Below are 21455 nucleotides of genomic sequence, written 5' to 3' on the forward strand. Positions count from 1 at the left end.
CACCGCGGGCGGTTCTGACAGCCGGCGGTGTTTGCCATTCCGGGAAGCCAGAAGGTATAATGTTGGGCGACAAAGGGGGAACATCATGAAACGTTTCAACAGAACACAGCGCAGGCTGCTGACTGCCATTCTTGTGATCCTGACAGCCGGCAGCGTCATGATGGCCCTGCGACAGGCACCGGTCTCCAATGCAGGATACAGTGCCTGGGCTTATATCCGGTATGGGCTGGTGGACAGGCCGCTGACTTCTTTGGGAAACATGTTCAGGGATGTTGCCGGGCTGTGGTCTGTATATCAGGACAACGTCTATCTCAATGAAGAACTGGCTAGTCAGCGGTCCTATCAGACGATGTACCAGGATGAAAAAAACAGAAATGAAGAACTGCAGGAGATGCTGGAAATGAAAGGCTCCCTGCCGGAGAGCCTGCAGGTCAGCTGCAACGTCCTGACCCGTCCGGCTTCCGCCTGGGACCAGTCATTCACCATTTCGGCCGGCAGCATGCAGGGGGTCCGGGAAAATATGCTGGCTGCCAGCAGCGAGGGTGTGGTTGGCCTGGTCAGCCATGTGGAAACTGCCACAAGCACCGTGGAGCTGCTCACAAGCGACACCCTGGTCAATGACATTGCCATTTCCATTCCTCTGGAAGACGGAACCACAGTGGAGGGAATCCTGCAGTCGTATGATGCCCGGAAACAGGCCTATCGTGTGTCGCTGTTCAACAATGAGGCTGTCATCACCTCCGGCCAGAAAGTGTCCACGTCCGGAAAAGGCGGCAATTATCCGTCAGGTATATTTGTGGGCACAGTCACTGAGAGCGTCGTGAATGATGATGCCATCATCTCGACGATTTACGTCAAGCCAGTGGCCAACATCAGCAGTTTCAGCTATGTGACAGTCATTGGCAGAGAGGACAGCAAATGATCCGCAAACATCCCCTGATACTGGCGGGGTTTGCCCTGCTTGGTCTGTTGGACGGGTTCATTGCCTATGCCTGGCCGGCCAATTACATGCTGACCGGATTTTCGGTGATACCCCACTTTTATCTCATTGGTCTTCTCGTATTTGTCTACAACAAAGACATCCTCACCAGGGTTCTGGCCGGACTTCTGGCCGGACTGGTACATGCTTTTGTGTTCCAGGGGAGTTTTCCGTTCGATCCGGTGTACTTTACTGCAGCCGCCTGGCTTGCAGGCCTGGCTCCCCGATGGAGCAATTCGATGCGGTATTCCTGGCTGTTCTTTCTTCTGTTTGCCTTTGGATTCGATCTGCTTCCATGGATCTGGCTGCGCATCACCACTCCACTGAATGCATCCATTCTGACATGGCTATGGCGAATGGAAACCTTCACGCTGCTTCTCAACATCGCCTCTCTCTGGGTCATTCGCTATGCAGCCGACGTCATGGACCGGTATTTCAAAATCGTTCGTGTCCGCCAGGCCAGAGAGGACAGAAAAAAACTTGCGCAACTTCATGCAGCCGGCCGGTAAGCCGGCTTTTCTTCACCTGCCAGAGACACGGATCTTTTCTCTGTTTTGCAACAGGCGGGAAGACAATGGGACAGACAGCCAGGCTGTAACGGACACCCGGCGCTTTTCTATGACAGAAGCAGACGTGGTAAAATGAAATGTATGAAGAAATTATTGCTTGTGGATGGCAATTCCATGCTGTTCCGCACCTACTATGCAACCATCGGCCAGTCCCGCCGGATGACCACTAGTCAGGGCATCCCCACCAATGCAGTATTCGGGTTCATTCATCTGCTACAGAAAGCGATTGCCCAGATCGAACCGGATGCCATGCTTGTGGCATGGGACTGCGGGAAACCGACGTTCCGGCACGAAAGATTCGAGGCCTACAAGGGAACCAGAAAAGAACTGGATGAAGAGCTGATCGTACAGATGCCCATCGTCCGGGAGTATCTGGATGCCGCCAATATCACACGATATGAAGAGGAAGGATACGAAGCGGATGACATCATCGGTTCCATGGCTGCTTCCGCACCGGACATGGAAACCTATATCCTGACATCCGACCGTGACCTTCTGCAGCTTGTGGATGATTCCACCCGGGTCATTCTTATGAAGAAAGGCCTGGCAGAGCTCGACATCGTGGACAAACCGGAGCTGGAAAAGCGCTATGGACTCAGCCCTGCCCAGATCACAGACCTGAAAGGACTGATGGGAGACGCCTCCGACAATATCCCGGGGGTCAGGCACATCGGAGAAAAAACTGCACTGAAGCTGCTTCACGACTTTCAGACAGTGGAGGGTGTCTATGCACATCTCGACCAGATCAGGGGCAAGCGCCGGGAATATCTCGAGGAAGGAAAGGAATCGGCGTTTCTCTCCAAGGAACTGGCCACGATTTACCGGGAGATGAAGCTGCCGTTTTCCATGGAGGATCTGGCACTGAACCCGGACAGTCCGCAGGATTTCTACAGAAAATATGAAATGCGGAGCCTTTTGGCCCAGGAAGAAGCACAGGCCGTGCAGCAGAGCTGGGAAATCGAGGCCATTGACCGCCTGGAGTTCGATCCGGATGGAGACATTATGCTGGCAGTGGCCAGCCTGGATCCCTTCATGGACCAGACACTGTACGGATTTGTTTTCCCGCACGGTAACACCGCAGCCTGGCTTCCGGTGGACAAAGCCCTGGAAGATCCTTCCTTTGTCACCTCCCGTGCATGGACGACATGGGATTCGAAGGACTTCATGCATCTCCTGGACCGCAGCGGTTTTCCTCCGGCCCGGTTTTCCGAGGATCTGCATGTTGCGTCTTTTCTCCTGTATTCCCAGGCCACCAGCATCGATACACTGATGGAAGCTCTGGAAATCGTGCTCCCGGAGACTTTCCGGGACCTGGGCATGAAATCCAAGGGCGGCAGTAGTGTGGAGAGGATGAAGCCTGTCATGGCGGCTCTGGCCGGGCAGCTGGCACAGAAGAAAGATGCGGTTCTCGCCAGGCTGAAGGAAGAAGACATGGATACACTCTACCGGACCATCGAGCTTCCTCTGATCCCGGTCCTCTATGAAATGGAGAAAAACGGCATTCAGTGTGACCGCGGCCGCCTTGAGCAGCTTCGCGCTGAGTTCCAGGAGCGGATGGATTCACTGGCAGAAAAAATCTATGAGCTGGCTGGTCACCCGTTCAAAATCGAGAGTCCGAAGCAGCTGGGAACGGTCCTGTTTGATGAACTGGGTCTGAAAGGCGGCCGGAAACGCAGCACGGCAGCCGATGTGCTGGAAAAACTGCGGGATGAGCATCCCATAGCGGAACTCATACTAGAGTACCGGAAGTATTCCAAATTTATGACCACGTACATCACCGGACTTGTCCGGTACATCGTGGATGGCAAAATCCACACCACATTCAATCAGACCATGACACAGACAGGAAGACTGTCTTCCTCTGATCCGAATCTCCAGAATATTTCCGTCCGCGATGAAGAAGGACGTCAGATTCGAAGCATGTTCACAGCCCCCGAGGGACATGTTCTGCTTTCGGCGGATTACTCGCAGATCGAACTTCGCATGCTGGCACATATGGCGGATGAGCAGGCCATGATCCAGGCATTTCTGGAAGATGCGGATATCCATACCCGGACAGCCTGTCAGCTTTTCAATGTCTCTGCCAAAGACGTCACGGATCAGATGCGCCGTGTGGCGAAGACGGTGAATTTCGGAATTATCTACGGCCAGACGGATTTCGGACTCTCGCAGACACTCGGCATCACCCGCAGGGAAGCCAAGGAGTTCATGAACATTTACTTTGCGAGCTACCCCAATATTCACCGGTACACAAACAGAGTCATTGAATTCTGTGAAGAGCACGGATATGTAGAGACGCTGATGCATCGCCGGCGGATGATTCCGGAAATCAAAGACAAGAACTTCATGACCCGGGAGTTTGGAAAGCGGGCAGCGATGAATGCACCGGTGCAGGGCAGCGCCGCGGATCTGATCAAGATGGCCATGATTGCGGTCAAAAGACGCATGGAGGAAGAGGGCGTCAAGTCACGTCTTCTTCTGCAGATTCACGATGAGCTGATCCTGGATGTTCCGGATGATGAGGTGGAACAGATGAAGAAACTGGTTCAGGACGCCATGGATCATGCCATGGACCTGAAAGTACCGCTGAAAGCCGGAATCCACACAGGCAGAACCTGGGATGAGGCGAAGTAATGCCGGAAGGACCTGAAGTACAGACAGTCCTGAATACCCTGCAGGATAAACTGAATGGGGCCGTGATTTCCCGTGTGGAGATTCATCATCCAAAACTTCCGGCAAACCTCCCGCCGGATGAGTTTGCCCGCGCTTTGCAGGGCCAGACCATTTGCGGGTTTTCCCGTATCGGCAAATATCTGATTCTGATCACGACAGACTATGACTGGGTGATTCATCTGCGGATGGAAGGGAAGTTTTTCGTGCTCGATCACAAACCGGATCCGCGTGAGAAGCACATGCATGCTATGTTCGAACTGGCAGATGGCCGGTGTCTGGTTTATCATGACGTACGGAAATTCGGACGCATGTACCTGTACCCGAAACAGGAAAATCTCCGTGATCTCCCTGTTTTCGACAAGGTTGGTCCGGATGCTTTGAGCCCGATCAGTCCCCGTGAATTTCGAAGTCGTCTCAGGAAGAACCGGGCAATCAAGATCAATCTGCTGGATCAGGCGGTGATAGCCGGAATCGGCAACATTTATGCCGATGAAATCCTGTTTGCCAGCAGGATCCATCCGGAAACCAGAGCCGGTGACCTGTCGGATGACGACCTGGCCAGGATCCTGAGGAATACAAAGGAAATTCTGCAGGAGGCCATTGCCAGGAAGGGAACGACAATCCGCAGCTATACATCCAGTCTGGGGATTGAGGGAGAATTTCAGAACCGTCTGCGTGTACATACGAAAGACGGGACCCTGTGCCCGGTCTGCGGGAGTCCGATTGAGAAAATCAAAGTTGGACAGAGGGCCACATATTATTGCCCGGAGTGTCAGAAGACCGCAGAGGGGAACAGTGTGCCTGCCGATCCCGGCTACAGGACAGGAATCGGTCAATAGAATCAAGCAGCCGGGAATCAGTGATCCCCGGCTCTTGCTTGTCACCGGCGGGCAGGCAGTGGACGCAGTTGCGCTGAACAGGCAGGATCTGCCGGAAGAAAGCAGGTACAGAGTCCGTCGGAATTCAGCAGCAGGCACAATGCCTGGGGGATGGAAAGGGAATATGGAAATGGAACGAAACAGAGGGAAACGCCACGTGATTGGACTGACAGGGTCAATGGGTGCAGGGAAATCTGCAGCCGCAAAGATTCTGGGCGGGTATATTCCTGTGCTGGATCTTGACGCAGTAAACGCAGGACTGCTGGAAGCAGGGGGAGAGGGCAGCCGGCTGCTTGGAACATATGCCTGGGTTCCTTTCAGGGAAAACGGTGCTGTTGACCGTTCGGAAATGGCAGCAAGAATGTTTGCGGATCCCGTGAAGCGAAAACAGGCTGAGGGGATTCTTCATCCTTTGCTGTGGAATGCCATGGAGGACTGGATACAGGACAAACCGGTATGTGCCGTGGAGGTTCCTTTGCTGTTCGAGACAGGCAGTGCAGACCGGTTTGATTCCATCTGGTGTGTCACATGCCGGGAATCAACGGCCATCGACCGGCTCATCCGTTGGCGTGGATTTACCGAAGCCGGGGCCCGTGAGCGGCTGCAGTACCAGTTTCCGGCTGAGAAGAAAGCCCGGGCGAGTGATGTCGTCCTGCATAACGATGGAACGCTGGATGCTTTGCGGGAACAGATCGAAGTGGCATTGCATCAGGAGGGGATATATGAGTGCGTCATACATTGAGCTGCAGTCCAGAACGCCCGAGAGAACGGACAGGGACAGCCTGTTCCTTCTGTACAGACCTCTTTGCGGACAGGATGCGGTGATCCTGTATGAGACATTGATGTCTCTTTCGTGCCGTCTGGACAGAATCGAACCGGAGCAGCTGCTGCGGCTGTCCGGTATCGGGTCTGGCCGTATGGAGAAAGCCAGAAAAAATCTGGAGATGTTCGGGCTCCTGGATGTCTATACAGAACCTGTATCCGGCCGTCTGTTGTATGCAGTCAACCCTCCCCTGGATGTGTCCAGATTTCTGCGGCATCAAGTCTTCAGCCGGCTTCTGCTGAATACAGTGGGATCCGAGCAGTTTGACCGCCTGATGCAGTTCTTTGCAGTTGGAGCATCTGTTCCGGAGGGCTGGATGCGGCAGACAGCTGACATCGATCCGGAACCTCTGGAAAGAGAATGGTCCGAGGAAAAGGAACAGTCGCTGCAGAAGCTGCTTCCTGCCCGGGATACTGCGGGATTTGACTGGGAAAAATTCTACCGCAACAGAGAATACCTGTTTCCAGTCCGTATGCGGACACGCGCGAATGAAGAACTGATTGCCAATCTTGCCAGGCTCTATGGCCTGAGCGAAGAGCAGATGGTAAAGTACGTCAGCCGTGCCTGTCCTCCTCCCATGAAGATTCTGGATCAGGAAGCGCTGAAGAACATTATCCGTTCCGAGCGTCGCAGGGAATTCCTGGACAGACAGGATCCCTTTGAGAATGCGCCCGTTCTCTTTCTGCAGGAGCGGCAGAAAGGGGCACCTGTATCCGATGCAGACAGGCGGATGCTCGAGAAGCTCTCCCAGGAATACCGGTTTACCGGACCTGTGATCAACGAGCTGCTGGATTATACAATGGAACAGACCAATGGTGCGCTTCCCGGCAAATACGTGGAGAAAGTCGCAGGGACATGGGCACGGCTGGGTCTGGATACACGCGAGAAGGTCCGGGACTGGAGAAAGAAGCAGACAGCGCAGGCCTTACAGGGGGTACGGAAAAGAAAAGGACTGCAGGTGCAGCCGGACAGCGTGTTCAGCGGCAGGCTGCCAGACTGGTACAATGACAGGGGACGGCAGTTTGCTTCCGAGGAAGAGCGGCAGCAGATGCTGAAACAGATTGAGGATATCAAAAAGAACTGGAAAGTATGAAACGAATGGAAATACACGCTGAGATGGATGAAACGACCCGTCAGGCAAGAGAGGCACTCCTGGAAAAACTGAGGAACGATCCGAGAATCATCCGGTTTCTTCAGACCGAGAAACAGGATGGACAGTTCCTGGAGCAGAATGCCGGCGCGATGGGTCGGTATCTCGATTCACTCGACCGGTGTTCCCGCTGCCGAGGACTCGAGTTCTGCAGACAGCCGATGAAAGGACGCGGTCTGGCCATGCATGTGGTCGACGGGATCCTGGAAGAAACCTATGTGCCCTGCCGTCGTCAGCAGGCGGTGATGGATCTGCGCCGGCATAGGAGCAGCTATCGGATTTTTCATGGGGATCCCGGGGATCTGGAGCTCAGTATGAAGAGTATCAGCATGGAAGGGGAAACGCCGGAATACATGTGCAGTTATATCGCGGCGATGCAGTCCGTTGACAAGCCTGGAGGTATATTCCTGTATGGACAGCCAGGGACGGGGAAGACTTATCTGCTGACGGCTCTCGCGAATGATTTCGCCAGACAGGGCCTGAAGGTGAGTTTTGTGAAAGTCCCGCTGTTCGTGCAGGATTTCCGGCAGTCTCTCGAGGATCCGGAATACCGTCAGGATATGCTGGGACACCTGAAGTTTTCGGATGTGGTTGTCCTCGATGATCTGGGGTCGGAGGGAATCTCCAAGTGGACCAGAGACGATATCCTGTTTCCGGTCCTGGATTATCGGATGCAGAATGGCAAGAAAACATATTTTTCTTCAAACTATACCCCGGAGGAACTGCTGGAAAAGTACCAGCCGGATGGAGACCGGGTTGCATCCCTGCGGCTTCAGGAACGGATCCGTTCCCTGGCACAGCCGGTGAAAATGACAGGAAGCTCGCGGAGAAATTCTGCTGCGTAAGCGGTTGCATCTTTTCTGTGGCCGGCAGATTGGCCGGAAACAGTTTTCATTTAGAGCCGCCCGTTGTAAAATGCTGTTGAGAGAATTCAATAAGGAGGATTCTGCAGAATGTTAGTTTCAGCTACTGAAATGATCAACAAGGCCCACGAAGGCCACTATGCCATCGCGCAGTTCAACATCAACAACATGGAATGGATCAAGGCCATTCTGCTGGGATGCGAAGCAAAGAAGTCCCCTGTTATCCTGGGCGTATCCGAAGGTGCTGCCAAATACATGTGCGGTTACAAAAACGCTGTTGACATGGTCAAGAACATCATGGAGTTCTACGGCATCACTGTACCTGTAGCCATTCATCTGGACCACGGTACATACGAAGGTGCGAAAAAAGCCATCGAGGCTGGCTTTACATCTGTCATGTTCGACGGATCTCACTATCCGATCGAAGAGAACATTGCAAAATCCAAAGAGCTGATCGATCTGGCTCACAGCAAGGGCATTTCCATTGAGTGTGAAGTCGGCGGCATTGGCGGCGAGGAAGACGGCGTTGTATCTGCCGGTGAAGTTGCCGATCCCAAGGAATGTGCAGCTGTTGCGGATCTGGGTGTTGATTTCCTGGCAGCCGGCATTGGCAACATTCACGGCAAATATCCTGCAGACTGGGCAGGTCTGAACTTTGATGTTCTGAAAGAGATTCAGAACCAGACAAACGGCAAGCCTCTGGTACTGCACGGCGGTTCCGGCATCCCGCAGGAAATGGTCAAGGAAGCCATTACCATGGGTGTGTCCAAGGTGAATGTAAACACCGAATGCCAGATTGTCTTTGCAGACGCTACCAAGAAATACATTGAAGATGGCGGCATCGACAAACCCAAGGGTTACGATCCCCGTAAACTGCTGAAACCGGGTGCTGATGCCATTCAGGCTCTGGTGGAAGACTATGTAGTCAACTTCTTCGGTTCTGCTGACAAGGCGTAAGTCACAGAGACAGTAAAACGGAAGGCAGGAAAGGGGCTGTAACAGTTAAACCTGGACAGCTATCCTAAATAAAAACGCAAAGGGCAGGAAAGCTTATCAGCTGACCTGCCCTTTGTTGTATGATTTGTTTGTGCTAAAAAACATACAACCGAATTATATCCATTATCCGTTCGGCGTACAAGAATCACTCGCGCTGGATGTACCAGTCCGAATCCAATCTGATGACCCTGTTTACTCTTTCCTGGAAGCGATAGAAAGGATCAATCTTGCCAAATACTTCGCTCCGGTCAGATCGAACAATTCCAGCTCTCACGATCGCGTGATGCTGCTCCGGGTCATCCTTTTCTCATACATGACATCCAGAAAGAACATCTCCCTCAGGGAGCTGGAATCCCTGTGCCGTACAGACTGTCGGTTTCTTTACCTGTCCAACTATGAAATGCCCAGCCATCAGGCTTTCAAAAGGGTCCTGGATATCCTTCAGGAAGGGGCCATCGATGATATTTTCTTTGAACTCAGCCATCATATCGCCGTCGATCTGATGTGCATCGACCCACATGTGCAATTCGTCGATGGAACAAAGATCGAAGCTAATGCCCACAAGAATTCTTTCGTCTATAAGAAGAGGATCGTGAACAGTCGCAAGAAGCTGTATCTGAGCACTTCAGCTTTGTTAAGCGAGATCAATTCCTTCTTTGGCTATGACTATCCCCTCAGGGATGAATATCAGTCCTGGGATCTTTTCTATGTCTGCCAGTACCTGATGGAAGTCATGGTCCAGACTGACACGCAAATCTGTTATGGGATCGGCCATCGCAAGTCTTCCATTCAGAGATACTATGATTCACTATTGAAAATGGCTTTGAAGCTGATGGAGTATGAAGAGTGGCTTTATACGCTTGGAAACCGCAACTCATGTTCAAAAACCGACCTTGATGCGACCTTCATGGCCACCAAATGGGATTATTACAACCAAAGCGGAGTCACCAGACCGTGCTACAACTGCCAGATCGCAGTCAGTGACGGATTGATCGTGAATGCGGATATATTCCAGAATCCGGGAGACACCCTCACCTGGCAGGCTTTCATGGACCGTTATCATGACTATACAGGGAAATATCCTTGCAGGCCCGTAGCGGATGCGGGATATGGAAGTCTTGACAATTACCTGTACAACCTGAAAAACGGGATAGAACTGGTACAGAAATACGGAAACTTTGGGAAGAAGAAGGACCGAAGATTCCAGAAGAGGATCTACAATGTGCTCAACTGGAAGCAAACAGAAGAAGGGTTTCTGATCTGTCCGGAAGGAAGGGTCCTGGATCAGTATGAAGGGGACAATATATCAAGGACCCGTGGTGGAAATCTTCATATCAGTCAGATGTATTCGGAGAAAGGCCATTGTGAGGGATGTCCCAGACGGTCCCAGTGTTTCCGGTTCGGAAAGTACAGGAGAGTCGGAAAGAATGTGGTGATGGAAGAGCTGCAGGGAAAAGCAGATGAAAACCTGGGATGCGAAGAAGGAAAGGGACTCTGCAGGCAGCGGTCAATACAGGTGGAGGGAGCGTTCGGGATTCTGAAGCAAGACCGGGGAATGACCAGATTCAGGCGAAGAGGATTGAAAGGTGTCAAGATGGAATTTCTTTTGAACTGTCTGGGTCTGAATCTTTATAAATATCATCTGTTCTGGCTTAAACAGAGGGCAAATAACCTTATAGGTAAGCTAAACTGACGAGGAAAAACAGGCTTTTTTTGAAAGTTATCCCCCAAGTTGTTTTTATAATGGCCAAAAAGAAATGTCTGGAGAATACCAATGGAATCTCCAGACATTTTTTCCGTTTATAACAAGAAAAAGGGGCTGTAATCAGCCTACAGACCGTAAAACCGGCCTTACTGTTACAACCCCTTTTGTCTGAACTGATATGCTCAGCAGACTTCTATTCTGGCAGGCCGGTCCAGCAGGGACCGGATATCTCTGGCTTCTTCAAACGTGAAGAACTTTTTCTCGCTTTCGTTCCAGCTGGTCATATAAGAAAGGCACCGTCTGCCTTTCGAGAAGAAGAGCTGCGCTTCCGAGAACCAGCCCTGACTGGTGATGATGAGGCAATTTTTCATACGTGCCCCTCCTTTCACAATGAGTATACAAGCCAAACCTGCAGTATTTATGGCTGTTACATGAATTGAGGGATGGTAACGAATGTTTTGAAACAGTACATGTAAGGGGATTCACCGATATGTCGTCTGCCTCATCGGGCGAAAGGTTCTTTCCTATGGAGAAGAGTAGTGAATTTCGCTATAATCAGATTCGATGGATTGGGAGGAAGAACCAGCATGGAAGAAGTCATAAAGATTGAAGGCGGAAGGAAACTGCGGGGTTCAGTCCGTATCAGTGGTTCAAAGAATTCGACAGTAGCCCTGATTCCGGCAGCGATTCTCGGCAGTGAGCCCGTCACGATTTATGGTGTTCCCCATATCTCGGATGTGAACTCCCTGACTCAGCTGCTGCGTGAACTGGGGGTATACGTAGAATCCCGAAGTGATGATACGCTTTACATTGATCCCCGGAACATGGAAAATCGTCCGATGGTTTCCCACGCTGTCTCCAAGCTCCGTGCCAGTTACTATTTTATGGGCGCTCTTCTGGGCAAATTCGGGCACGCGGAGATACAGATGCCAGGCGGATGCTATCTTGGCCCAAGACCCATTGATCTTCACTTAAAGGGATTCGAAGCACTTGGGGCCGATATTAAATATGAACATGGCTGTTATATTCTGGATGCCCCCCGCCTGAAGGGCAACCGGATTTTCCTGGATATTTCCAGCGTGGGAGCCACCATCAATATCATGATGGCTGCGGTGTTTGCGCAAGGCCGAACGGTCATCGAAAATGCTGCCAGAGAGCCGGAAATCATTGATATTGCCACACTGCTGAACAAAATGGGGGCCAAGATCCATGGAATGGGCACAAGTTCGCTTGTCATTGACGGTGTGAAGGATCTGCATGGGTGCAGTCACGAAATCATCCCGGACCGGATCGAAGCTGCAACCTATATTCTGATTGCGGCGGCGATGGCAGAGGAAATGACGATCGAGAATATCATCCCTCAGCACCTGGAAGCGATTCTGATGAAGCTGGAAGAAATTGGCATTGATATGAAGGTCGGACCGGATTTCGTGAAAATAAGTCATACAGACAAACCCCTCCGTCCCACAGAAATCATGACCAAGCCATATCCAGGATTTGCAACAGATGTACAGCAGCCATTTACAGCCATTCTGACACAATGTCAGGGGCAGTCTGTGGTAACAGAAACCATTTATACTGAACGGTTCAAGCACTGTGGAGAGCTGAACAAAATGGGTGCGGATATTGATGTGCGCATTCCGTCAGGGTTTGTGAATGGTCCGACCAGGCTTACAGGCACAAGTGTGGTCGCTACCGACCTTCGCTGTGGTGCGGGACTGGTAGTGGCTGGTCTGATGGCGGATGGCGTCACGGAGATTCATGATGTCTACCATATTGACCGCGGGTATGACAATCTGGATGGCAAGCTGCAGTCACTGGGAGCGAAAATCTGGCGGGAGCCGGTGGAATAAGAACACAAGGATCCGGAGGCTTTCCGGATTCTTTTTCTTTGCAGGGAGCAGAAGTATGAGAATGACAAAACGGCTGAATTTCAGAATGTGGCGGGAATCCGATGCAGGATTGTTGTACAGTCAGGATCGTGGCAGGGGATACGCGGTGTATCTGAACTGGAAAGAACCGTCCAGTCCTGACCATGCAAGAGAAATCATTCGGCAGAGACTGCAGCATAGTCTTTGCTGGATGATTACGTTCAGGGATGGTTCCCTGGCCGGCTGTCTGGAGATTGGACTTCAAGATCATGAAATCGGATTCTGGATCTGTGATTCAGCTATGGAAGGTGAGTATGCGCAAGAGATTCTGAAGACGGGTGCAGCCCATGCATTTGAGAATCTGGATCTGAAGGAACTCTGGTCCGGTTTTGATCCGGGAGACAAGCGTTCAGAGAAGCTCCTGGCTGACTGTGGATTCATTCAGGATCATTGGGTAATCCGGGAGAACGAAAATAGAGAATTCAGAAAAACAGTCATGGTGTGCAGAAAACGGTAGACTTTTGCGCATATCCGCGGTATCATAAACGAGCCGCAATTGATTTGGATAAACCAACAAGCCACAACACAGAAAAGAACAAAAAGTTCAAAAAATGTGTTGACAGACTCTTGCGGATGAGTTAAGATATAAGAGTGCTGAGGGGCACAGGCGGGCTTGACAGCCAGACCGCCCATTTCAGTATCTTTGAAAAGCTTGTGACTTCATCAGAAGCCGCAGGCGATGGAAGCATCTGTGATGGGTGCTGACGCTCTTTGAAAACCGGACAGGAAAAACGAAGTAAATACAAGACGATACAACGTCGATTCTTTGAACCTGAAAAACAATCATGAACACAAGACGCAAAGCGTCTGAGTACAGATCAAATGGAGAGTTTGATCCTGGCTCAGGATGAACGCTGGCGGCATGCCTAATACATGCAAGTCGAACGAGAGACCTTCGGGTCTCTAGTGGCGAACGGGTGAGTAACACGTAGGGAACCTGCCCGCGCACCGGGAATACGCTCTGGAAACGGAGAACAAATCCCGATGTACAGGAAGGAGGCATCTTCTTTCTGTGAAACATCCTTTAGGGGATGGGGCGCGGATGGACCTGCGGTGCATTAGTTGGTTGGCGGGGTAAAGGCCCACCAAGACGATGATGCATAGCCGGCCTGAGAGGGCGGACGGCCACATTGGGACTGAGACACGGCCCAGACTCCTGCGGGAGGCAGCAGTAGGGAATTTTCGTCAATGGGCGCAAGCCTGAACGAGCGATGCCGCGTGAGTGAAGAAGGCCTTCGGGTCGTAAAGCTCTGTTGCGGGGGAAAAAAGGCAGCATCAGGAAATGGGTGCTGACTGATGGTGCCCCGCCAGAAAGTCACGGCTAACTACGTGCCAGCAGCCGCGGTAATACGTAGGTGGCGAGCGTTATCCGGAATGATTGGGCGTAAAGGGTGCGCAGGCGGTCCTGCAAGTCTGGAGTGAAACGCATGAGCTCAACTCATGCATGGCTTTGGAAACTGGAGGACTGGAGAGCAGGAGAGGGCGGTGGAACTCCATGTGTAGCGGTAAAATGCGTAGATATATGGAAGAACACCAGTGGCGAAGGCGGCCGCCTGGCCTGTTGCTGACGCTGAGGCACGAAAGCGTGGGGAGCAAATAGGATTAGATACCCTAGTAGTCCACGCCGTAAACGATGAGGACCAAGTGTTGGGGGTGAAACCTCAGTGCTGAAGTTAACGCAGTGAGTCCTCCGCCTGGGGAGTATGCACGCAAGTGTGAAACTCAAAGGAATTGACGGGGGCCCGCACAAGCGGTGGAGTATGTGGTTTAATTCGAAGCAACGCGAAGAACCTTACCAGGCCTTGACATGGGATGCGAAGATGCAGAGATGCATCGGAGGTCAACATCCACACAGGTGGTGCATGGTTGTCGTCAGCTCGTGTCGTGAGATGTTGGGTCAAGTCCCGCAACGAGCGCAACCCTTGTGGCATGTTGCTAACAGGAAAAGCTGAGGACTCATGCCAGACTGCCGGTGACAAACCGGAGGAAGGCGGGGATGACGTCAAATCATCATGCCCCTTATGGCCTGGGCTACACACGTACTACAATGGCGGCTACAAAGAGCAGCGAGACAGGGATGTCGAGCGAATCTCATAAAAGCCGTCCCAGTTCGGATTGGAGGCTGCAACCCGCCTCCATGAAGTTGGAATCGCTAGTAATCGCGGATCAGCATGCCGCGGTGAATACGTTCCCGGGCCTTGTACACACCGCCCGTCAAACCATGGGAGTCGGTAATGCCCGAAGCCGGTGGCATGACCTCATTAGAGGAGTGAGCCGTCGAAGGCAGGATCGATGACTGGGGTTAAGTCGTAACAAGGTATCCCTACGGGAACGTGGGGATGGATCACCTCCTTTCTAAGGAGAAAGTACAGGGGAAAAGGAAAAAGAGCAGAGTGGTTCCTGTCCGGTTTTGGAAGAGTGTCTTCCAGGGTCGATCTTTGAAAACCGTACAACGATATGAAAGACAACAGAAGGTCTGAAGTAAAGTTGTGGAGAAATAGAAAGAAACTGAGAGAAAGAAAAGAACAGAGAAGAAACAGTTCTGAGAAAAATATCTCGAAGAAAGCACGAAAAACGTTTGAGAGAATCAGATCAAGCAAGGAAGGGCGCAGGGAGGATGCCTGGCCACACTGTACTGAAGAAGGACGTGCCAAACAGCGAAATGCGACGGTGAGCCGTAAGGAGGCAAAGACCCGTCGGTGTCCGAATGGGGGAACCCGGCAGCCAGAAGGCTGTCATCCCGAAAGGGAGAGGTACCCGGGGAACTGAAACATCTAAGTACCCGGAGGAAAAGAAAACAACAGTGATTCCCCGAGTAGCGGCGAGCGAAAGGGGAGGAAGCCCAAACCGGAGAGATCCGGGGTAGTAGGACCGTCAAAAGAGTGGGAAAGACACAGCAGAATGTACAGGGAAGTACAGCCAGAGAGAGTGAAAGCCTCGTAAGCGAAGTGTTAGACGCATGAGACGGGATCCTGAGTACGGCGGGACACGAGAAATCTTGTCGGAAGCAGGCGGGACCATCCGCCAAGGCAAAATATACAGTGTGAGCGATAGAGAACGAGTACCGTGAGGGAAAGGTGAAAAGAACCGCGGGAGCGGAGTGAAAGAGAACCTGAAACCGTGTGCCTGAAAGAAGTCAGAGCCCGTCAAAGGGTGATGGCGTGCCTTTTGTAGAATGAACCGGCGAGTTGTTCCATGGTGCGAGGTTAAGTCGGAAAGGACGGAGCCGAAGCGAAAGCGAGTCTTAAGAGGGCGGAAGAGTAGTATGGAGCAGACCCGAAACCGGGTGATCTAGCCATGGGCAGGTTGAAGCAGAAGTGAAATTCTGTGGAGGACCGAACCGACTACCGTTGAAAAGTTAGCGGATGACCTGTGGCTAGGGGAGAAATTCCAATCGAACCCGGAGATAGCTGGTTCTCCCCGAAATAGCTTTAGGGCTAGCGTCGGAGGATGACAGACGGAGGTAGAGCACTGAACGCATGATGGCCCCATCCCGGGGTACTGAATGCGATCAAACTGCGAATGCCGACTGGGAGGAATCCGGCAGTGAGACTGTGGGTGATAAGGTCCATGGTCGAGAGGGAAAGAGCCCAGACCGCCAGCAAAGGTCCCAAAATACTGGCTAAGTGGAAAAGGATGTGGGGACGCACGGACAGCTAGGAGGTTGGCTCAGAAGCAGCCATCCTTGAAAGAGTGCGTAACAGCTCACTAGTCGAGTGGCCCTGCGCCGAAAATGTACCGGGGCTTAAGCCAGGTACCGAAGCTGCGGATGTATATGGAAGTATATGTGGTAGGGGAGCGTTGCATGCAGGAAGAAGTATGACGGAGACGGCATATGGACAGCATGGAAGAGAGAATGCCGGTGTGAGTAGCGAGATGCAGGTGAGAATCCTGCACACCGAAAGCCCAAGGATTCCAGGGGAAGGTTCGTCCGCCCTGGGTAAGTCGGGACCTAACGTGAGGCCGAAAGGCGCAGCGGATGGAAAGCAGGCGGAGATTCCTGCACCCGTATATGGAGCGAAGGAGTGACGGAGAAGGCAGATGCGACCCTCTTACTGGATTGAGGGCCAAGCGAAGCAGGTGGTATCCAGGCAAATCCGGATACGGAAACCAGAGCGTGACGGGTAAGCGAAAGCGGAAGGCGAGTAGCGAAGCGCATCGAGTCAGCTTCCAGGAAAAGCTTCTAGTGGAAATGCATATACGGCCCGTACCAAAACCGACACAGGTGGGCGCGCAGAGGATGCGAAGGTGAGCGAGAGAACTGTTGCCAAGGAACTCGGCAAAATGGCCCCGTACGTTCGCAAGAAGGGGCGCTCGAAAGAGCCGCAGTGAAAAGGCCCAAGCGACTGTTTAACTAAAACACAGCTCCCTGCGAAGCCGCAAGGCGAAGTATAGGGGGTGACACCTGCCCGGTGCTGGAAGGTTAAGGCAAGCTGTGAACCGCGAGGTGAAGCAGTGACCCGAAGCCCCAGTGAACGGCGGCCGTAACTATAACGGTCCTAAGGTAGCGAAATTCCTTGTCAGGTAAGTTCTGACCCGCACGAAAGGTGTAACGATTTGGGCGCTGTCTCGGCAGCAGACTCGGTGAAATCTTAGTACCTGTGAAAATGCAGGTTACCCGCAACTAGACGGAAAGACCCCATGGAGCTTTACTGCAGCCTGGTATTGGGTCCTGGACAGCCATGTACAGGATAGGTGGGAGACTTGGAAGCGAGTACGCAAGTATTGGTGGAGTCGCCGGTGGGATACCACTCCTGGATGTATGGGGCCCTAACCCGTGTGCCGAGAGGGACAGGGGAGAGTGCCAGGCGGGCAGTTTGACTGGGGCGGTCGCCTCCCAAAGAGTAACGGAGGCGCCCAAAGGTACGCTCAGGTTGGATGGGAACCAACTGAAGAGTGCAAATGCAGAAGCGTGCCTGACTGCGACAGAGACAACTGGAGCAGGGACGAAAGTCGGGATTAGTGATCCGGCGGTGCCGAATGGAAGGGCCGTCGCTCAACGGATAAAAGCTACCCTGGGGATAACAGGCTGATCTCGCCCAAGAGTTCACATCGACGGCGAGGTTTGGCACCTCGATGTCGGCTCATCGCATCCTGGAGCTGGATTCGGTTCCAAGGGTTGGGCTGTCCGCCCATTAAAGCGGTACGCGAGCTGGGTTCAGAACGTCGTGAGACAGTTCGGTCCCTATCTGTTGTGGGCGTCGGAGATCTGAGGGAAGCTGTCCTCAGTACGAGAGGACCGGGATGGACCTGCCGCTGGTGCACCAGTTATCATGCCAATGGTAGAGCTGGGTAGCCAAGCAGGGAACGGATAAGAGCTGAAAGCATCTAAGCACGAAGCCGGACCCAAGACGAGATCTCCCATTCTGAAAGAGAAGTAAGACCCCTTGAAGACTACGAGGTGGATAGACCAGGGATGGAAGTGCAGAGATGCATGGAGTTGACTGGCACTAATCGGTCGAGGACTTGATCTAAAGAAGAAGCCCGCAGCTTTGCGGAAAGACAGGAAACGGAAGACATATCGAGTATGGTTTTCAGGGAGCGACCTGGAAGAGACGATTCCGGAAGATGTGGTCATCACAGTGCTGAGGAAATACCTGTTCCCATCCCGAACACAGAAGTCAAGCTCAGAGACGGTGACGATAGCCGAAAGGCAAAAATAACAAATGGCCACTCAGAAAGCCGCTTTCCTTACGGGAAGGTGGCTTTCTTTGTATCTTGATGTGAAGCTCGCTGAACTGCAGCTTACAGCTGTTCTCAAGCCTTCATCAGCCTGACCATCCGGACTTCAGCAATTCGCAAGAGGATGCGCCGGACAGGTACAGAAAGGCGGACAGATCTCACAGAGCCGACAGATCCATGGAAGGACAGCATGCGGAAAGGAGGTCCTGTGAAAAAAATAATCCGTTTCTTCAAATCTAAGGCATTTTATGTTGTATCCGGTCTGATCATTCAGGCACTGATACTGCTCCTGTTTTTGTTTTATTTCTCCAGGCAGTTTATTCTGATTTATTACCTGATGGTGATTCTCTCAGCCATTGTCGCCATCGTCATAGCCGGGAAGGATCAGGACTCCAGTTCCCGTCTGCTCTGGATTTTTGTCATCCTCGCCCTTCCGGTCTTTGGCGGAATTCTGTATCTGCTTTTCGGCTCCAAGAAAATACCCAAGGCACTGATGATCAAAGACCGCCAGGCATATGCAGACTATAAACAATATGCCCGACAGAACATGCAGACCCTCAAAGCCACCGGCAAAGATCAGGTTCTGGATAAAATGGTTTCCATGGCCTGGACCAATGGATTTTTTCCGGTCTATGAACATTGCCAGGTCCGTTATTTTCCAACCGGACAGGAACAATGCCAGGCAATCATTGAGGCAATGGCCAGGGCAGAGAAGTTTATTTTTGTCGAAACATTCATTCTCGACAATGGACGTATGTGGGATTCCATTCTCAAAGTCATGATTGAAAAGGCGAAAGAAGGCGTCGATGTCCGATTCATCTACGACGATTTTGGTGCCTTTACCCATATGCAGCCTGACTACGACCAGTGGCTGGAGTCTCAGGGAATCAAGACACATGTCTTCAATCCGCTCAAACCACAGCTGGCGATGCAGATGAACAACCGGGATCACAGAAAAATCATTGTCATTGACGGAAAGACGGCCTTTACCGGCGGTATCAATATCGCGGATGAATACGTCAATATGAAAAAACGGTTCGGCTACTGGAAAGACATGGGAATAGAAGTCAGAGGTAAGGCAGTGGAACAGTTTACGATTTCCTTCCTGCAGATCTGGAACTACCAGGCTGCCCGGAATACACGGTATGCGGATTATGTTCTCCCGGACACAGAATTCCGGAACCCGGAACAGACCGGATTCGTGATTCCTTTCTTCGATGCCCCCACTGATGAAAACGATACCGGCAAAAACATGCATATGAATATGTTCAATCTTGCCAACAAATATCTGTGGATCACGACTCCCTACCTGGTCATAGATGCGGAAATGATCGCAACCATCAAACTGGCGGCAGCCAACGGTGTGGATGTCCGTATTCTCGTTCCTGGTATCCCGGACAAGAAAATGGTCTATGCGGTCACCCGATCCAATTTCGAACCTCTGATACGGGCAGGCGTCAGAATATACGAATATACACCTGGATTCATTCATGGAAAAGTATGCCTGAGCGACGACGAAAACGCCCTGGTCGGAACAGTCAACATGGACAGCCGGTCTTATTACATCAATTACGAGTGTGGCATCTGGATGCGTAAAACCGACTGTATTCGGGAAATCAAAAAAGACTTCGAATCCATGTTCGAAGTCTCACATGAAGTGACGATGGCTGAATGCCAGGCTGTCAAAGGATCTGTACGCTTTTACCGCGATGTCCTGAAACTGTTCAGTCCGATTCTCTGAAAGCCCGCAAAGCACTCACGACAGAGGATGCACCATTTTCTCCGGCTGCACATATTCATCGAATTCTTCACCCGAGAGATATCCAAGGGACAGTATGGCTTCCTTCAGCGTAATACCCTGTTCATGCGCCGTCCGGGCCGCCCGGGCGGCTTTCTTGTACCCAATCACAGGATTCAGGCAAGTCACGAGCATCAGGCTGTTCTCCAGATTGGATTCGATGACAGGACGGTTGGCTTCCAGCCCTGACAGACAGCGCCGGGTAAAGGAATCGGATGCATCTGCAAGAAGACGGATGGACTGACACAGGTTTTCCGCTATCAGAGGCATGAACACATTCAGCTCAAAATTTCCCTGACTGGCAGCCATGCCGACAGACGCATCATTGCCCATGACTTGAAGAGCCACCATGGTTACGGCTTCGCACTGTGTCGGATTCACCTTGCCGGGCATGATGGAGGACCCCGGCTCATTTGCCGGGATGATGAGTTCCCCGATCCCGCATCTTGGACCGGAGGCCAGCCAGCGGATATCGTTTGCGATCTTCATCAGGTTGGCTGCCAGTCCCTTCAGGGCTCCTGACAGAAACACACAGGCGTCTTTGGAGGTCAGGGCATGGTATTTATTGGGATCCGGCCGGAAGTCTATACCCGTTTCCCGGCTCAGAATCCGGCAGAACAGTACATCGAATCCCTCCGGGGAGTTGATTCCGGAACCGACAGCTGTGGCTCCGATTGCCAGTTCCTGCAGATAGGGCAGAGTATCGAGAATCTGATGCTGTGAATGCTCGATCATGCTGCGCCATCCCGAAACCTCTCCGGAGAGATACAGGGGAGTGGCATCCTGCAGATGGGTACGGCCGATTTTTATGATTCCCGCAAACCGCGATTCCAGGGTGCGCAGACACTCTGCCATTGTTTCCAGTGCAGGCAGCAGGCGGTCTTTGATTTCCATGACTGCCATAATATGCAAGGCGGATGGAAACGTGTCATTGCTGCTCTGGGAAGCGTTGACCACATCATTTGGATGAAGTATGTCAGTCCCCGCAAACTGGTTTCCCAGCGTGGTGATGACTTCATTGAGATTCATGTTGGTCTGTGTGCCGGATCCCGTCTGCCAGACAGACAGAGGAAACTGATCCCTGAGCTCTCCGTCCAGGATTCGTCGGCAAACATGGGCAATGGCTGCTTCCTGGAAAGAAGTGATGATGCCTGAACGCAGATTTGCCCTTGCACAGCTCAGTTTCAGCAATGCGAAGGCACGAATCAGTGGTTCGGGCATTTTTTCTTTCCCGATCGGAAAGTTTTCCAGAGACCGTTGGGTCTGCGACTTCCAGTAACAGCCATCTGCTACTTCTATTGTTCCCAGTACATCTTCTTCAATTCTCATAACCAGACTCCTCTCAGTATGTTCCGGACCGACTGCACGACTGATCCCGGTTCTGCAGTCAGTTCCTGTATCAGTATAC

Annotated in this window: 14 protein-coding genes and 3 rRNA genes; 15 read left to right on the forward strand and 2 right to left on the reverse strand. The window is 52.1% G+C overall.

What is annotated here, in order from left to right; genetic code table 11:
- Nucleotides 1–85 precede the first annotated feature (85 nt).
- The 9 genes from mreC to aalo17_RS03760 all read left to right on the forward strand — a co-directional run bounded on the left by mreC (nt 86) and on the right by aalo17_RS03760 (nt 10624).
- A complete protein-coding gene (mreC, locus tag aalo17_RS03720) occupies nt 86–922 on the forward strand; it encodes a rod shape-determining protein MreC (protein ID WP_075885700.1) in 837 nt (278 codons plus the stop codon).
- Nucleotides 919–1488 (forward strand): hypothetical protein, encoded by a 570-nt coding sequence (locus aalo17_RS03725; RefSeq protein ID WP_067555762.1) that lies wholly within the window; start codon nt 919–921, stop codon nt 1486–1488. The genes mreC and aalo17_RS03725 overlap by 4 nt, the downstream gene beginning before the upstream one ends.
- Nucleotides 1489–1629: 141 nt before the next feature.
- Nucleotides 1630–4182 (forward strand): DNA polymerase I, encoded by a 2553-nt coding sequence (gene polA, locus aalo17_RS03730; protein ID WP_067560075.1) that lies wholly within the window; start codon nt 1630–1632, stop codon nt 4180–4182.
- Complete coding sequence (mutM, locus tag aalo17_RS03735; protein WP_067555764.1) at nt 4182–5060, forward strand: bifunctional DNA-formamidopyrimidine glycosylase/DNA-(apurinic or apyrimidinic site) lyase; 879 nt, start codon at nt 4182–4184, stop codon at nt 5058–5060. Before polA ends, mutM begins: the two co-directional genes overlap by 1 nt.
- A gap of 169 nt (nt 5061–5229) precedes the next feature.
- Entirely contained in the window at nt 5230–5841 is a 612-nt protein-coding gene (gene coaE, locus aalo17_RS03740) for a dephospho-CoA kinase (protein ID WP_158507699.1), read from the forward strand.
- Nucleotides 5822–7015, forward strand: a complete 1194-nt coding sequence (locus aalo17_RS03745) for a DnaD domain protein (RefSeq protein ID WP_067555770.1) — start codon at nt 5822–5824, stop codon at nt 7013–7015. Before coaE ends, aalo17_RS03745 begins: the two co-directional genes overlap by 20 nt.
- Nucleotides 7012–7917, forward strand: coding sequence for an ATP-binding protein (locus aalo17_RS03750; protein WP_082743225.1), 906 nt, complete (start codon nt 7012–7014; stop codon nt 7915–7917). Before aalo17_RS03745 ends, aalo17_RS03750 begins: the two co-directional genes overlap by 4 nt.
- 108 nt (nt 7918–8025) lie before the next feature.
- Entirely contained in the window at nt 8026–8892 is an 867-nt protein-coding gene (fba, locus tag aalo17_RS03755; protein WP_067555776.1) for a class II fructose-1,6-bisphosphate aldolase, read from the forward strand.
- A gap of 352 nt (nt 8893–9244) precedes the next feature.
- Complete coding sequence (locus tag aalo17_RS03760; RefSeq protein WP_158507701.1) at nt 9245–10624, forward strand: transposase; 1380 nt, start codon at nt 9245–9247, stop codon at nt 10622–10624.
- Between the two features lie 194 nt (nt 10625–10818).
- Here the strand turns inward: aalo17_RS03760 and aalo17_RS03765 are convergent, their stop codons facing one another.
- On the reverse strand, nt 10819–11007 hold the full coding sequence (locus aalo17_RS03765) for a hypothetical protein (protein ID WP_067555782.1): 189 nt from the start codon (nt 11005–11007) through the stop codon (nt 10819–10821).
- 216 nt (nt 11008–11223) lie between these two features.
- Between aalo17_RS03765 and aalo17_RS03770 the strand changes: the two genes are divergently transcribed.
- The 6 genes from aalo17_RS03770 (at nt 11224) to cls (ending at nt 19990) form a co-directional block, all read left to right on the forward strand.
- Nucleotides 11224–12489, forward strand: coding sequence for a UDP-N-acetylglucosamine 1-carboxyvinyltransferase (locus aalo17_RS03770; protein WP_067555785.1), 1266 nt, complete (start codon nt 11224–11226; stop codon nt 12487–12489).
- A gap of 55 nt (nt 12490–12544) precedes the next feature.
- On the forward strand, nt 12545–13024 hold the full coding sequence (locus aalo17_RS03775) for a GNAT family N-acetyltransferase (RefSeq protein WP_067555788.1): 480 nt from the start codon (nt 12545–12547) through the stop codon (nt 13022–13024).
- 362 nt (nt 13025–13386) lie between these two features.
- A 16S ribosomal RNA gene (locus aalo17_RS03780) occupies nt 13387–14922 on the forward strand.
- A gap of 235 nt (nt 14923–15157) precedes the next feature.
- Nucleotides 15158–18041 (forward strand): 23S ribosomal RNA (locus aalo17_RS03785).
- A 95-nt stretch (nt 18042–18136) separates the two neighbouring features.
- A 5S ribosomal RNA gene (gene rrf / locus aalo17_RS03790) occupies nt 18137–18243 on the forward strand.
- The 16S, 23S and 5S rRNA genes sit together here, the layout of an rRNA operon.
- A 214-nt stretch (nt 18244–18457) precedes the next feature.
- Complete coding sequence (gene cls / locus aalo17_RS03795; RefSeq protein ID WP_236940504.1) at nt 18458–19990, forward strand: cardiolipin synthase; 1533 nt, start codon at nt 18458–18460, stop codon at nt 19988–19990.
- A gap of 15 nt (nt 19991–20005) precedes the next feature.
- On the opposite strand, the gene aalo17_RS03800 is transcribed toward cls, so the two are convergent.
- Complete coding sequence (locus aalo17_RS03800) at nt 20006–21376, reverse strand: class II fumarate hydratase (protein ID WP_067555791.1); 1371 nt, start codon at nt 21374–21376, stop codon at nt 20006–20008.
- Between the last annotated feature and the right edge of the window lie 79 nt (nt 21377–21455).

Origin of the sequence: Faecalibaculum rodentium (genome assembly GCF_001564455.1) — a bacterium.
Classification (GTDB): Bacteria; Bacillota_I; Bacilli_A; order Erysipelotrichales; family Erysipelotrichaceae; genus Faecalibaculum; species Faecalibaculum rodentium.